Below are 14463 nucleotides of genomic sequence, written 5' to 3' on the forward strand. Positions count from 1 at the left end.
CCACCCGGCCGAGACCCCGGTTCGGCTGCTCGGCCGAGGCCAGGTCCCGCCGCCCACGATGCACTTGAGACACCACTGACGGACAGTCGCTAGGGGAGTCACGGTGCTCGCAAGCCGGTACGCGGTCCAACTCACGGACGTGACCAAGCGGTACGGGGAGGGCCCGGACGCCGTCCTCGCCCTCGACAAGGTCAGCGCGGGCATCGAACCCGGCACCTTCACGGCGGTGATGGGCCCCTCGGGGTCCGGCAAGAGCACCTTCCTGCACTGCGCGGCCGGCCTGGACCGGCCCACGGCGGGCGAGGTACGCCTCGGCGACCAGGACCTGTCGGCGCTCAGGGAGCGGAGGCTGACCGAACTGCGGCGGACCCGGGTCGGGTTCGTCTTCCAGGCCTTCAACCTGCTGCCGTCACTGACCGTCGAACAGAACATCCTGCTGCCCCTGCGCCTGGCCGGGCGACAGCCCGAACCGGACTGGCTGCGCCACATCGTCGGCGCCGTCGACCTCGGCGGACGGCTGACCCGCTACCCCGCGCAGCTCTCCGGCGGCCAGCAGCAGCGCGTCGCGATCGCCCGCGCCCTGGTCACCCGGCCCGAGGTGATCTTCGCCGACGAGCCCACCGGCGCCCTCGACCCGGAGACCGCCCGCGACATCCTGCTCCTGCTGCGCCAGGCCGTCACCGATCTGCACCAGACGGTGGTGATGGTCACCCACGACCCGGTCGCCGCCGCCCACACCGACCAGGTCCTCTTCCTCGGCGCCGGACGCGTCGTCGACGGCATGGTCACCCCCAGCGCCGACCGGGTCGCCGAGGTCATGACCGGCCTGCGGAGGGCCGCGTGATGCTCGCTCTCGCCCTGCAGACCCTGAAGTCCCGTGCCGCCGGGTTCGCCGGCACCTTCCTCGCCCTGCTGCTGGGCGCCGCCGTGCTCAGCGCCTGCGGCATCCTCCTGGAGTCCGGCATCCGGGCGGGCTCCCCGCCCGAGCGGTACGCGGCGGCCGACGTCCTCGTCACCGGCCGCCAGGACCTCGAACTGACCCTGAAGGACGTGGACGGTTCGACGACGCAGCAGTCCCAGCCGCTGCCCGAGCGCGTACCGCTGCGGGCATCCCTGGCGGAGCGGATCGGGAAGGTGCCCGGGGTCCGCGCGGTGACCGAGGACGACGGCGCGACCGTACGCCTGGCCACGGCCGCGGGGCGGCCCGTGCCCGGCCGGCACGGCAGCGCACCCCAGGCGCACAACTGGTCGGGCCTGGGACTCGGCGCCTTCCGGCTCACCCGGGGCCACGCGCCCCGCACCGCGCGGGAGGCCGTCCTGGACGCCGAACTCGCCGGCCGGGCCGGCGTCCGCCCCGGCGACACCGTCCGGCTGATGACCGCCTCCGAGCCCCACGCCTACACCGTGACCGGACTCGTCGCCCTCGACGACGGCCGGGCGCCCCGCCAGTCGGTGCTGTTCCTCACCGGCCCGGGCCTGCGCCAACTCGGTTCCACCGCCTACGCCTTCGGCGTCCGGGCCGCCCCGGGCACCTCACCGGGCCGGCTCGCCGACGCCCTGCGGTCCGCGCTCGGCGACGACGGGCTCACCGTGCACACCGGGGACGGGCGCGGCCGGGCCGAGTTCCTCGACGTCGCCGTCAGCGGCTCCGACCTCACGGTCCTGGCCGGCGCCGTCGGCGGGAACGTCCTCCTCATCGCCGTCTTCGTCCTGTACGCCACCAGCGCGCTGTCCGTCCGCCACCGCCGCCGCGAGATCGCCCTGCTGCGGGCCATCGGCACCACGCCCGGCCAGCTGAGGCGCATGCTGGCCGCGGAGGCGGCCGTCACCGGGCTCGTCGCGGGGCTGCTGGGCTGCCCGCTCGGACTGCTGCTGGTGCACTGGCTGCGCGACCGGTTCGCCGGACACGGCATCGTGCCGCCCGACTTCGCGCTCGCCCTCAGCCCGCTGCCGTTCCTGGCCGCCGTCCTGGTGACCGTGCTGACCGCGCTGGTCGCCGTCCTCGTCGCCGCCCTGCGCGCCGGCCGTATCCGGCCGACCGAGGCCCTCGGCGAGGCGGCCGTGGAGCCCGCCGGCCTCAGCCGCGGGCGCCGGATCACCGGCGGGGTCCTGCTGGCGCTCTCGGCCGGGGTCTTCGTCACCGGCCTGGTGCAGCATGCCGACTTCCTCACCCTGGTCGGCCTCGCCAACTCCCTCGTGCTCCTCCTGGTGATCGCCGGCGCCGTCCTGGGCCCACTGATCGCCGGCGCGGCCGTACGCCTGCTGGCCCCGCTGCTGGAGCGGACCGGCGTCACCGGCCATCTCGCGGCGGCCAACTCCCGGGCCAACGCCGGACGACTGGCGGGCGCGATCACCCCGCTGATCCTGGCCGTGTCCTTCGCGTCGACCGTCGTCTTCACCCAGACCACCGCCCTGCGGGAGTCCTCCGAGCAGATCCACTCCGGCCTTCTCGCCGACCACGTGCTCACCGCGCCGGCCGGGGTGTCGCCCGACCTCGCGGCGAAAGCACGGGAACTGGGGCAGGTCGCCGCCGCCACCGGCCTGGTGAAGTCCAAGGTCGTGGCCGCGGGCGAACTCATGGGCGCGCAGGAAGCCGTGTCGCTGAGCGCGCAGGGCGTGGACCCCCGCGCCCTCACCGCCACCCTCGACCTGCGCACCCGCGAGGGCGACCCGACCTCCCTCTCGCGCGACACGGTGGCGATCAGCACCACCGCTGCCTCCTGGCTCGACCTCGGCGTGGGAGACACCGCACGGCTCCACCTCGGTGACGGCACACCGTTCCGGGGCCGGGTGATCGCCGTCTACGGCCGGGGTCTCGGCTTCGCGGACATCACCCTCGACCACGACCTCCTGCTCGCCCACACCACCCAGAAGGCCGACACGTCGGTCCTCGTCCGCGCCGCACCCCGGGCGCACGGCCTGACCCGCGCCCTGACCGACCTCGCCGCGGCCTACCCCGGCACGACGGTACGAAGCGGCCTCACCGCCGACGACCAGCTGGCCGAACAGCGCGCCAACGCCTGGGTCAACTACCTCGTCGTCGGCGTGATCATCGCCTACACCGCGATCACCGTGGTCAACTCCCTCGCGATGACGACGGCCGCCCGCCGCCGCGAGTTCGCGCTGCTCCGGCTGTCCGGCACCGCCCGCCGTCAGGTCGCCGGCATGATGCGCAGGGAGAGCGCCGTCGTCGTCCTGGCCGGCGTGGGGACCGGCACGCTCCTGTCCGTCTTCCCGCTCCTCCTGGTCGCGCTGGCGCTGGGCGGGGCGCCGTGGCCCGCCGTGCCCGCGCTCGGGTACACGGTGATCGCCGGCGCCCTGGCGGCCCTGGCCACCGTGGGCGTGATGGTGCCGACCCGACTGCTGCTGCGGATCTGTCCGGTCGAGGCCATCGGCGTCCGGGAGTGAACCCGATCCCCGCCCCCGGTGCGCCTCCGCGCACTCGTGAGCACCCGACAGGGCGACGACCTCGCGGCGGGCCGCTCCGGGTCGGGGATCCGTGCGAAGGTCGGAGCAGGAGCCCCCCACCCCACCGACGGAGGACGCGATGGCGCCGACGGCCGCGGAACTGCTGGAGAACACCACCGCACAGCTGGCCCCGGACCCCCACGCCAATCCCCTCGTCCCACTGATCGCCCGCGGCGAGGCCCCGCGCGACGCGCTCGCCACCCTGGCCCTGGAACAGCAGTGGGTGATCCCCGCGGACCGGGCGGCGTTCCTGCTTCTGGCGCGGCGCGCGGCCGAGGAGCCGGAGGCGGCGGCGTTCTTCGAGATGCTCGCGGAGGGGGAGTCGCTGGCGCAGGAGCGGCTGCGGCCGTTCGCGTCGGCCTGCGGCATCGACGAGGCCCGCTCGCGCGCCTACGCCCCCCTGCCCGGCTGCCAGGCCTACCCGGCCTACGTCGCCTGGCTCGCCCTCAACGCCTCCCCGGCCGACACGGTCCTGGCGATCACCGCCAACTTCTCGGCGTGGGGAGGCTACTGCGCGCAGATCGCCAGGGCCCTGCGGGTCCACTACGGCTTCAAGGACGAGGCCTGCGCGTTCTTCGACTTCTTCGCCCGGCCGGCGCCCGAACTGGACCGGACGGCGGAGGCGGCGGTGCAGGCGGGCCTGGACGCCGGAACCCTGAGCGAGGACCGCGCACACGCCTACGGCCGCCTGCTGCAGAGCTACGAGGCGATGTTCTGGAGCACCCTGTCCACTCTGCCCTCGCTGCCCTGAACCCCTACGGCGCACCCCCGCTGCTGTGGGCGATGCACGCCACGTCGATCCGGTCGGCGAGCTTGGCCAGCTCGATGGTCAACGCGGCCACCGTGTCCTCGTCGAGACCCTCCTCACCGGCCTCCACGAGGTGCAGCCACCGACCGCCCACGGTCCGCAACAACTTGCTCACGTCGGCGGCGGCCACCTGCAGGGTCCCGCGGTCGTCGACGATCAGAGGCAGAGTCACTTCGCGGTTCACAACCGGGATGTTAGCCGCGCAACACTCACGCCCCGTGCCAAACCGTCGTGATGTTGCAGAACTCTCGGATTCCGTGCCCGGCCAGCTCACGCCCGTACCCGGACCGCTTGACCCCGCCGAACGGGAACGCCGGATGGGAGGCGGTCATCCCGTTGAAGAACACGCCGCCGGCCTCCAGGTCCCGTACGAACCGGTCCACCTCCGCCTCGTCCCGGGTCCACACGTTCGAACTGAGCCCGAACGGCGAGTCGTTGGCGATGAGCACGGCCTCGTCCAGGTCCGCCGCCCGGTACAGCGTGGCGACCGGCCCGAACGCCTCCTCGCGGTGGATCCGCATCTCCCGGGTGATCCCGGCGAGCACGGTCGGCGGGTAGTACCAGCCGGGTCCGTCCGGCCGCTGCCCGCCGCACAGCACCTCGGCGCCGCTGCGCCGCGCGTCGTCGACCAGCTCCTCCAGATCGGTCCGTCCCTGCTCGCTGGAGAGCGGCCCGACCTCCGTGTCCTCCTCCATCGGGTCGCCGACCCTGAGCGCCTTCATGCCCTCGACGAACCGCTCGGCGAACCGGTCGTAGACGTCCGTGTGCACGATGAACCGCTTCGCGGCGATGCACGACTGCCCGTTGTTCTGCACCCGCGCGGTGACCGCGACCTGGGCCGCCCGGTCGATGTCGGCGGAGGGCATGACGACGTACGGGTCGCTGCCGCCCAGCTCCAGCACCGTCTTCTTGATCATCTCTCCGGAGGTGGAGGCGACCGCCCGCCCGGCCGGCTCGCTGCCCGTCAGCGTGGCCGCCTTGACCCGGTCGTCGCGCAGGATGTCGTCCACCGCGCCGGAGCCGACGAGCAGCGTCTGGAAGCAGCCCTCCGGGAAGCCCGCCCGGTGGAAGAGGTCCTCCAGGAACAGGGCCGTCTGGGGGACGTTGGAGGCGTGCTTGAGCAGGCCCACGTTCCCCGCCATCAGCGCGGGCGCCGCGAACCGGACCACCTGCCACAGCGGGAAGTTCCACGGCATCACGGCGAGCACCGGGCCCAGCGGCCGGTAGTGCACCCGGACGCGCGACGCGCCCGAGTCCTTGACGTCGAAGTCGGACGGCTCCTCGTCGGCGAGGAGTTCCTCGGCGTGCTCGGCGTACCAGCGCATCGCCTTGGCGCACTTGGCGGCCTCCGCGCGGGCCTGCTTGACCGGCTTGCCCATCTCGGTGGTCATCACCCGGCCGATGTCCTGCTGCATCCCGTCGAGCAGTTCGGCGGCCCGGTTCAGCAGGCGGGCGCGCTCGGCGAACGACGTCGTCCGGTACGTGCGGAACGTCGCCTCCGCGAGCTGGAGCCGGCGCTCGAGCTCCTCCTCGCCCATGGCCTCGTATGTCTTGAGCGTCTCGCCGTTCGCCGGGTTCACCGTCGCGATGGGCATGGCCGACCTCCCTGCGGCTTGGTGTTACGACCTTCCCGCGGGGCGCGGGCGACCGCAACGCGTGTGCGTCTCTCAGGGCTCCGCGGAACCCGTCAGGCCGAGTGCTCCGCGAGCCGGTCGAGAAACGCGGACTGCGCCTTGACGATCACCTCGCGGCCCCGGTCGAGGCCGAACCACGCCACGCGGTCCAGCTCGGGGAACTCCTGGGTCCGGCCCGACCTCGGCGGCCACTCCATGACGAACGTGCCGGGAGTGACGGCCGCCGGGTCCAGGTCGGCCTCGATCGCCCAGGCCGTGACGGTCTTGCCGTTGGTCTGGCGCACCTCGCCCAGCGCCACGGCCTCCCCGTCGGGCGGCTCGAGCCCCAGTTCCTCGCGGAACTCCCGGCGGGCCGCCTCCCAGGCGGGTTCGTCGGGCTCGTACTCGCCCTTGGGGACGGTCCACGCCCCGGCGTCACGCTTGGCGAAGAACGGCCCACCCATATGGCCCAGCAACACCTCCAGGCCGTCTTCGGTGTGCCGGTACAACAGCAGGCCCGCGCTGCGCTTGCCGGTCACACCCCCACCTCCGGGTGGGCGGCGAGCAGCGTCTCGACGGTGTCGGCGTCCTCGGGGCGCTTGTCCTCGCGGTAGCGCAGCACACGGGCGAAGCGGAGGGTGACGCCGGCCGGGTAGCGGGTGGAGCGCTGCAGGCCGTCGTAGGCGATCTCGACGACGAGTTCGGGGCGTACGGTCACCACATAGCCGCTGCTGTCGACCGCCAGTTCCTGCAGCCGCTCGGTCTGCCACTCCAGCATCGCGTCGGTCATGCCCTTGAAGGTCTTGCCGAGCATCGCGAAACCGCCGTCCGCGGTGCGGGCGCCGAGGTGGAGGTTGGAGAGCTTGCCGGTGCGCCGGCCGTGGCCCCATTCGGCGGCCAGGACGACCAGGTCGAGGGTGTGCACCGGCTTGACCTTCAGCCAGGACGCGCCGCGCCGGCCCGCGCTGTAGACGGCGTCGAGGGCCTTGACCACCACTCCTTCGTGGCCGCGCGCGAGGGTCGCGGCCATGAAGGCCTCGGCCATGCCGGCGTCCTCGGGTCCGGTCACCAGCGCGCGCCGCACCCGCATCGGCTCCGGTACCAGCGTGGCGAGTTCGGCGTGCCGTTCCGAGAACGGCAGATCGAGCAGGTCGCGGTCGCCGACGGACAGGGCGTCGAAGAAGACGGGGGAGACGGGGATCGACTTGGCGGCCGTGTGCACGTCCACCCGCGAGCCGACGCGGCCGGCCGTCTCCTGGAAGGAGCGGGGCCGGCCGTCCTCGCCGAAGGAGATGACCTCGCCGTCCAGCACGAACCGCCGGCCCCGCAGCCGCAGCGCGGCGCCGGTCACCTCGGGGAGGCGGTCGGTGATGTCGTCGAGGGTGCGGGTGTAGACCCGTACGGCGTCGCCGTCGCGGTGGACCTGGACCCGGATGCCGTCCAGCTTCTCCTCGACGGCGCAGGCGCCGAGCTTGTCGATCGCCTCGGTCACCGAGGACGCGGTGTGCGCCAGCATGGGCAGGACCGGGCGGCCGACGGTGAGGCGGAAGCGGTCCAGGGCCGCGGTGCCCTCGGTGAGCAGGGCCTGTGCGACGGTCTGCAGGGAGCCCGCCAGCATCACCGCCCGGCGGACGTCCGCCGGCGGCGCCCCGGTGGCCTGCGCGAGGCCCTCCACGGCGACGGCGTCCAGGGCGCCCTGCCGGACCTCGCCGGTGAGCAGGCCGAACAGGAAGCGCTGCTCCTCCTTGGTGGCGGCTCCCATCAACTCGCCGACCAGCCGGCCCCGTTCGGCCTGCGAGCCGGGGCCCGAGACCTTGCCGAGGCCGGTGAGGAGGGCGTCCACCTCGCGCACGGTCAGGGTGGGCTCGGCGGCGGGGGCGACCGGCCGACTCAGCACCTTCCAGCCGACGCCGAGCCGCCCCTGGGGCAGCCGCCCCGCCAGATACGGGATCACGATCGGTACGTCGTCCGCCTCGGCGTCCCCGAAGAGTTCGGCGAGCAGGGCGATCTTCCGGGACCGCGCCGAGGTGGCGGCGACCTCCTGGGACACATGGGCCAGCCGGGCAAGCAGCATGCTGCCATGGTGCAACGCGCTCGCCCGGGATACACCTGGACGAGCGGGTCCGGGTGCCGACCGCGCCCGTGCGGCCGAGCCGCACACCTGTCCGACGCCGGCGTCTACGGCGTCGCGTCCAGGTCGGTCATCAGCAGCTCCCCGTTGATGGTCGCGCCCGCGCGGTAGCCGCCCGCCGCCGCGTTGACGACCTGCTCGGCGAAGCCCATCGCGTTGCCGGCCGCCCAGACGCCGGGCACGGTCGTCCGCCCCGTCTCGTCGACCACGGGATACGCGCCGAACGGCGTCTCGCGCAGTTCGGCGCCGAGTCGCTCCAGCAGATCCGTCCGCGGTACCGCGCGGGGCGCGACGAAGACGACCTCGCGCGCGTGCGTCGCCCCGTCCGCCAGCCGGACGCCGGTCAGCCGGTCGTCCTCGACGACCAGCTCCGCGACCCCGCCCGGCACCACCTTCACGCCGGCCCTGGCCAGCCTGCGCAGGTCCTCGTCCGTCAGCTCCCGCTCGTCGACGGTGTGCAGGAAGAGGGGCACGTCCTTCGACCACTGGGACACCATCAGCGCCTGGTGCACGCTCATCGCGGTGGTGGCGAGCACGCCGAAGGCCCGGTCGCGCACCTCCCAGCCGTGGCAGTACGGGCAGTGCAGCACATCGCGGCCGAACCGCTCGGCGACCCCGGGGACCGTCGGCGGCTCGTCCTTCAGGCCGGTGGCCACGACGAGGCGCCGGGCGCGTACGGTCCGACCGCTCGCGAGCGAGACGGTGAAGCCGGGGGCGACGTCCACCGCCCGGTCGCGGACCAGTTCGACGCCGTACCGGGCGATCTCCTCCCGGCCGGTCGCCAGGAACTCGGCCGGCGGCATGCCGTCCCGGGTCAGATAGCCGTGCATGTGGGCGGCGGGCGCGTTGCGGGGCTCGCCCGCGTCGACGACCAGGGTGTGACGCCGGGCCCGGCCCAGCACCAGCGCGGCGGAGAGCCCCGCCGCACCGCCGCCGACGACGATCACTTCGTACTGCTCGGTCATGGGTGACCACCTCCACGCCCGACGGTCGCCGCACCGGTGCGGGATTGACAAATATGTTTGCCGAAACTGCAATGGCGTCATGACGGACGACACGGACGGTGTGCTCGCGGAGGTCGGTCCCCGGCTGCGCCGCATCCGCAAGGAGCGGGGCGCTACGCTCGCCGGCCTGTCGGCGGCGACGGGCATCTCGGTGAGCACGCTGTCCCGGCTGGAGTCGGGGCTGCGCAGACCCAGTCTGGAGCTGTTGCTTCCGATCGCGCGGGCGCACCAGGTGCCGCTCGACGAACTGGTGGGCGAGCCGCGGACGGAGGATCCGCGCGTCCAGGGCAAGCCGGTCGTCCGACACGGCCGCACCTTCTGGCCGCTCACCCGGCAGCCCGGCGGGCTGCAGGCCTTCAAGGTGCTGGTGCCCCGCGGTACGGAGGAACCCGAGCCGCGCACCCACGAGGGCTACGAGTGGCTGTACGTGCTGTCCGGGCGGCTGCGAGTGGTGCTCGGCGAACACGACGTGGTGCTCACGGCCGGGGAGGCGGCTGAGTTCGACACCCGGGTGCCGCACTGGTTCGGCTCGACCGGGGAGGGCCCGGTGGAGTTCCTGAGCCTGTTCGGACCGCAGGGGGAGCGGATGCACGTGCGGGCGCGGCCGAAGCGGGCGTGATCCGCCCGGAGGGCGCGGCCGCGCCGGCGGGTCAGGCCGGGGCGTGCGGCCGGTTGTCGGGCGCGGTGCGGTCGGCCTCGGCCCGCGCCAGCACGGACAGCAGGGACGCCACGGTCAGACCGGCCTCGGCCGGGTGGCGCAGGACCATGCTCGGCTCGATGCGGTAGGTGTTGGTGCGCCCCTCCCGGACATGGGAGAGGTAGCCGTCCCGTTCCAGATCCGAAATGATCTTCTGAACGGCGCGTTCGGTCAGCCGGCAGTGAGCGGCGATGTCACGGATCCTGGCGCTCTGGTTGTCGGCGATCGCGGCCAGCACGCGTGCGTGATTCGTCAGAAACGTCCATCCGGTGTGTGGCTCGGGCACTCCATCCATGCCTCCACTCTACCGAGCGAGCATTCACGTATTCAAAAACCCGAACTCGATTTCGTGTATTAGTTGACGTGCTTGGGGCAGTCGAGGGAATCTGAGGGTGCCATGCAGACACGTACACGAGGGAGAAGGGCCATGCCGGAATCCGCGGACTCGGCGCAGCCCCTCACCGCCCAGGAGCCCCCAGGCAAGGTGCCCGACGACGGCCCGCGAACGGGGACGCCGTGTCTGGCCACGATCGAGTCCGTCGCCGACGGCGACCGCATGCTCGTCACCGTGCACGGCGAACTCGACCTCGGCGGCACCGGGCTGCGGACGGCGCTGGGTGACGTCCTCGACCGCTCGGCCACCGGCCTCGACCTGGATCTGACCGCGCTCGGCTTCTGCGACTGCGGCGGCCTGAACATCCTTCTCGACCTGCGGCGACAGGCCCTCGCCCAGGGCAAGACCGTCGGTGTACGGGCCTGCAGCCCGGCGGTGACCCGGCTGTTCGAACTGACCGGCACCCGCGAGCTGTTCGCGCCCTCCGGTCCCGGCGGACGGCGCGACGAGCCCGTCGCGGAGGCCCCGGTGCGGCGCGCGAACGTCGACCAGGAGCTGCGCACGGAGGTCGCGCAGCTGCGCCGGGCCATGCGGACCCGGCCGGCCATCGACGTGGCCCGCGGCATCCTGATGGCGACCTTCGGTCTGAGCGCCGACGCCGCCTGGACCGTACTCGTCACCGCCTCCCAGAACAGCAACACCAAGCTTCACCAGCTCGCCCAGGACCTGGTGGGGGCCGTCGACGGAGCCCGGCTGTCCGGAGAGGTGCGGCAGCAGATGGCGGCGGCCGTCGCCAAGGTGCGGGAACGATCGGACGGCACCCGGCCCCGGGTGCGGTAGCGATCGTGCGGCGCCCGGCCTCAGGTGCGGTAGCGATCGTGCGGCGCCTGGCCCCGGGTGCGGTAGAGATCGGGCGGCGCCTGGCCCCGGGTGCGGTAGCGATCGTGCGGCGCCCGGCCTCGGGTGCGGTAGCCGCGGTGTGACGTTCCCGGCAGTCCTGTTCCCTCCACGGCAAGCGACCGCTTAGTATGCGATGGATCCCGGTCAAGACCCCGGTCCGACGACGCTGTCCCGTGGAGGCACCGCATGCAGGCATGGCAAGTGCACGAGCTCGGCGAGCCGAGTGAGGTGATGCGGCTCCAGGACGTCCCGGCGCCCACTCCCGGCGACGGCCAGGTGCTGCTGAAGGTGCGGGCCGCCAACATCAACTTCCCGGACGTGCTGATGGCCCGCGGCCACTACCAGGTGCGCCCGCCGCTGCCGTTCACGCCGGGCGTGGAGATCTGCGGCGAGACGGAGGACGGCCGCCGAGTGCTGGCCAACCCCGCTCTGCCGTACGGCGGTTTCGCCGAGTACGCCGTCGCGGACGCCGCCGCCCTGCTGCCCGCGCCGGACTCGCTGGACGACGCCGAGGCCGCCGCGCTGCACATCGGCTACCAGACCGGCTGGTTCGGCCTGCACCGCCGCGCCCACCTGGAGGCCGGCGAGACGCTGCTCGTCCACGCTGCCGCGGGAGGGGTCGGCAGTGCGGCCGTGCAGCTCGGCAAGGCCGCCGGGGCGACGGTCATCGGTGTCGTCGGCGGTGCCGAAAAGGCCGCCGTGGCCCGCGAGTTGGGCTGTGACGTGGTCGTCGACCGCAAGAGCGAGGACGTCGTCGCCGCGGTCAAGGAGGCGACCGGCGGCCGGGGCGCCGACGTGATCTACGACCCGGTGGGCGGCGAGGCCTACACCCAGTCCACCAAGGTCGTCGCCTTCGAGGGCCGGATCGTGGTCGTCGGGTTCGCCAGCGGCGCCATCCCCAGCCCGGGGCTCAACCACGCCCTGGTGAAGAACTACTCGATCCTGGGCCTGCACTGGGGTCTGTACAACACCAAGAACCCCAAGCTGGTCCTGCACTGCCACGAGCAGCTCACCGAACTGGCCGCCCGGGGCGCCATCAAGCCGCTGGTGAGCGAGCGCGTACCGCTCGGCGAGGCGGCCGCCGCCGTGCAGCGCGTCGCCGACGGCGTCACCACCGGCCGGGTCGTCGTCGTCCCGTCCCTCGCGAACGGAGCCGCCGCATGACCGTCGACGCAGCCGAACTCCGGCGCCGCACCGCCGAGTTGCTGGCGGCACATCCGCCGGCCACGACCGACCGGCTGGACTTCCTGCGCGCCCGCTTCGACGCGGGACTGGCCTGGGTGCACTACCCGCAGGGCCTCGGCGGCCTCGGCGCGCCCCGCTCCCTCCAGGTCGTCGTGGATGCCGAGCTGGAGGCCGCCGGCGCCCCCGACAACGACCCCCGCCGGATCGGCATCGGCCTGGGCATGGCCGCGCCGACCATCCTCAAGTACGGCACCGAGGAGCAGAAGCAGCGCTATCTGCGGCCCCTGTGGACCGGCGAGGAGGTCTGGTGCCAGCTCTTCAGCGAGCCCGGTGCCGGCTCCGACCTGGCCGCGCTCGGCACCCGCGCCGTACGGGAAGGCGAGGACTGGGTCGTCAACGGGCAGAAGGTGTGGACCTCCAGCGCCCACCTCGCCCGCTGGGCCATCCTCATCGCCCGCACCGACCCGGACGTGCCCAAGCACGCGGGCATCACCTACTTCCTGTGCGACATGACCGACCCCGGCGTCGAGGTCCGCCCACTGCGGCAGATCACCGGAGAGGCCGAGTTCAACGAGGTCTTCCTCACCGGCGTCCGCATCCCCGACTCCCGCCGCCTCGGCGAGGTCGGCGACGGCTGGCGGGTCGCGCAGACCACGCTCAACAACGAGCGCGTCGCCATCGGCGGCATGCGGCTGCCCCGCGAGGGCGGCATGATCGCCCCGGCCGCAAAGACCTGGCGCGAGCGGCCCGAACTGCGCACCCACGACCTGCACCAGCGGCTGCTGAAGCTGTGGGTCGAGTCCGAGGTCGCCCGCCTCACCGCCGAGCGCCTGCGCCAGCAGCTCGTGGCCGGCCAGCCCGGCCCGGAGGGCGCCGGCATGAAGCTCGCCTTCGCCCGCCTCAACCAGGAGATCAGCGGCCTGGAGGTGGAACTCCGCGGCGAGGAGGGCCTGTTGTACGACGACTGGACCATGCGGCGGCCCGAGCTGGTGGACTTCACCGGCCGCGACGCCGGCTACCGCTACCTCCGCTCCAAGGGCAACAGCATCGAGGGCGGGACCAGCGAGGTCCTGCTGAACATCGTCGCCGAGCGCGTCCTGGGCCTGCCCGCCGAGCCGCGCACCGACAAGGACGTCGCCTGGAAGGACCTGGCCCGATGACCGACCTGCTGTACTCGGAGGAGGAAGAGGCCCTCCGGTCCGCCGTACGGGACCTGCTCGCCGACCACTGCGACGCGCCCGGCGTCATCGCGCGCACCGAGTCCGACACCCCGCACGACCCCGCCGCCTGGAAGGCCCTCGCCGACGGCATGGGCCTCGCGGGCCTGCTGGTGCCCGAGGCACTGGGCGGGCAGGGCGCCGGCCACCGCGAAGTGGCGGTCGTCCTGGAGGAACTGGGCCGGGCCGTCGCCCCCGTGCCGTACCTCACCAGCGCGGTCGTCGCCACCGAGGCCCTGCTGGAGTGCGGCGACGAGGAGTTGCTCGGCCGGCTGGCCTCCGGGCGGACCGTCGCGGCCCTCGCGGTCGGACTGCACCGGGCCCCGGGCACCGCCATCCCCGCCGCACGGCTGGAGAACGGCACCCTGCACGGGGAGCTGAGCGGCATCGCGGACGCGGCGGCGGCCGACATCCTGCTCGTGCCGGCCGAGGACGGCGGGCTGTACGCGGTGGCGGCGTCCGACGCCACCGTCACCCCGCAGGTCTCCCTCGACCTCACCCGGCCGCTGGCCGCCGTCGTCCTCGCCGGCGCTCCCGGCCGCCGCCTCGGCGATGCCGAGCCCGCCGTGCGACGGGCCCTGCGCGCCGGCGCCGGACTGCTCGCCTCCGAACAACTCGGCCTCGCCGAGTGGGCGTTGACCGAGGCGGTGCGCTACCTCAAGGAGCGCAAGCAGTTCAACCGGCCCGTCGGCGGGTTCCAGGCGCTCAAGCACCGGCTCGCCCAGCTGTGGCTGGAGGTCGTCAGCCTCCGCGCCGCCGCCCGCAACGCGGCCGACGCGCTGGCGACCGGCGAGGACGTCGACCTGGCCGTCGCCGTCGCCCAGGCCTACGCGGCGCCCGTCGCCGTGCACGCCGCCGAGGAGGCGCTGCAACTGCACGCCGGCATCGGCATGACCTGGGAGCATCCGATCCATCTGTATCTGAAGCGCGCCAAGGCCGACTCGATCGCGTACGGCACGGCCGGTGCGCACCGGTCCGCGGTGGCCGAACTCGTCGACCTGCCGACCCCCTGAGCATCCTCCGGTGAAGCCCGCCCCACCTGGGGCGGGCTTCTTCGTGCGCTTCGTCGGAAGGAGTGAACGGACGACGGCGGTCCGGCCAACTCC

The 14463-nt window shown here is 73.5% G+C and carries 14 protein-coding genes; 8 read left to right on the forward strand and 6 right to left on the reverse strand.

The window, feature by feature from the left end; translation table 11 throughout:
- Positions 1-103: 103 nt before the first annotated feature.
- From ACIGDI_RS05640 to ACIGDI_RS05650, 3 genes are all read left to right on the forward strand, one after another.
- The gene (locus ACIGDI_RS05640) at positions 104-844 is read left to right on the forward strand and encodes an ABC transporter ATP-binding protein (RefSeq protein WP_399890920.1); all 741 of its coding nucleotides are present in this window, start codon (positions 104-106) and stop codon (positions 842-844) included.
- Positions 844-3408, forward strand: a complete 2565-nt coding sequence (locus ACIGDI_RS05645) for an FtsX-like permease family protein (protein ID WP_399892935.1) — start codon at positions 844-846, stop codon at positions 3406-3408. The genes ACIGDI_RS05640 and ACIGDI_RS05645 overlap by 1 nt, the downstream gene beginning before the upstream one ends.
- 139 nt (positions 3409-3547) lie before the next feature.
- Positions 3548-4219, forward strand: a complete 672-nt coding sequence (locus ACIGDI_RS05650) for a transcriptional regulator (protein ID WP_399890922.1) — start codon at positions 3548-3550, stop codon at positions 4217-4219.
- Positions 4220-4223: 4 nt separating this feature from the next.
- Here the strand turns inward: ACIGDI_RS05650 and ACIGDI_RS05655 are convergent, their stop codons facing one another.
- From ACIGDI_RS05655 to ACIGDI_RS05675, 5 genes are all read right to left on the reverse strand, one after another.
- On the reverse strand, positions 4224-4460 hold the full coding sequence (locus tag ACIGDI_RS05655; RefSeq protein ID WP_067428106.1) for a DUF6213 family protein: 237 nt from the start codon (positions 4458-4460) through the stop codon (positions 4224-4226).
- Positions 4461-4485: 25 nt separating this feature from the next.
- Complete coding sequence (locus tag ACIGDI_RS05660) at positions 4486-5871, reverse strand: NADP-dependent succinic semialdehyde dehydrogenase (protein ID WP_399890925.1); 1386 nt, start codon at positions 5869-5871, stop codon at positions 4486-4488.
- A 92-nt stretch (positions 5872-5963) separates the two neighbouring features.
- The gene (locus ACIGDI_RS05665) at positions 5964-6428 is read right to left on the reverse strand and encodes an NUDIX domain-containing protein (protein ID WP_399890928.1); all 465 of its coding nucleotides are present in this window, start codon (positions 6426-6428) and stop codon (positions 5964-5966) included.
- The gene (locus tag ACIGDI_RS05670; protein WP_399890931.1) at positions 6425-7963 is read right to left on the reverse strand and encodes an ATP-dependent DNA ligase; all 1539 of its coding nucleotides are present in this window, start codon (positions 7961-7963) and stop codon (positions 6425-6427) included. The genes ACIGDI_RS05665 and ACIGDI_RS05670 overlap by 4 nt, the downstream gene beginning before the upstream one ends.
- Positions 7964-8067: 104 nt before the next feature.
- Positions 8068-8985 (reverse strand): NAD(P)/FAD-dependent oxidoreductase, encoded by a 918-nt coding sequence (locus tag ACIGDI_RS05675; protein ID WP_399890934.1) that lies wholly within the window; start codon positions 8983-8985, stop codon positions 8068-8070.
- 79 nt (positions 8986-9064) lie between these two features.
- On the opposite strand from ACIGDI_RS05675, the gene ACIGDI_RS05680 reads away from it, so the two are divergent.
- Complete coding sequence (locus ACIGDI_RS05680) at positions 9065-9643, forward strand: helix-turn-helix domain-containing protein (protein WP_200699273.1); 579 nt, start codon at positions 9065-9067, stop codon at positions 9641-9643.
- 31 nt (positions 9644-9674) lie between these two features.
- Here the strand turns inward: ACIGDI_RS05680 and ACIGDI_RS05685 are convergent, their stop codons facing one another.
- Positions 9675-10016, reverse strand: a complete 342-nt coding sequence (locus ACIGDI_RS05685) for a helix-turn-helix transcriptional regulator (RefSeq protein ID WP_399890938.1) — start codon at positions 10014-10016, stop codon at positions 9675-9677.
- Positions 10017-10148: 132 nt separating this feature from the next.
- Between ACIGDI_RS05685 and ACIGDI_RS05690 the strand changes: the two genes are divergently transcribed.
- From ACIGDI_RS05690 to ACIGDI_RS05705, 4 genes are all read left to right on the forward strand, one after another.
- A complete protein-coding gene (locus ACIGDI_RS05690) occupies positions 10149-10895 on the forward strand; it encodes an ANTAR domain-containing protein (protein WP_399890941.1) in 747 nt (248 codons plus the stop codon).
- Between the two features lie 246 nt (positions 10896-11141).
- On the forward strand, positions 11142-12119 hold the full coding sequence (locus ACIGDI_RS05695) for an NADPH:quinone oxidoreductase family protein (RefSeq protein WP_399890943.1): 978 nt from the start codon (positions 11142-11144) through the stop codon (positions 12117-12119).
- On the forward strand, positions 12116-13300 hold the full coding sequence (locus tag ACIGDI_RS05700) for an acyl-CoA dehydrogenase family protein (protein ID WP_399890946.1): 1185 nt from the start codon (positions 12116-12118) through the stop codon (positions 13298-13300). The genes ACIGDI_RS05695 and ACIGDI_RS05700 overlap by 4 nt, the downstream gene beginning before the upstream one ends.
- A complete protein-coding gene (locus tag ACIGDI_RS05705; RefSeq protein ID WP_399890949.1) occupies positions 13297-14370 on the forward strand; it encodes an acyl-CoA dehydrogenase family protein in 1074 nt (357 codons plus the stop codon). Before ACIGDI_RS05700 ends, ACIGDI_RS05705 begins: the two co-directional genes overlap by 4 nt.
- Positions 14371-14463: the final 93 nt, after the last annotated feature.

The sequence above is a fragment of the Streptomyces sp. NPDC085900 genome (assembly GCF_044540925.1).
Taxonomy (GTDB): Bacteria; Actinomycetota; Actinomycetes; order Streptomycetales; family Streptomycetaceae; genus Streptomyces; species Streptomyces gilvifuscus.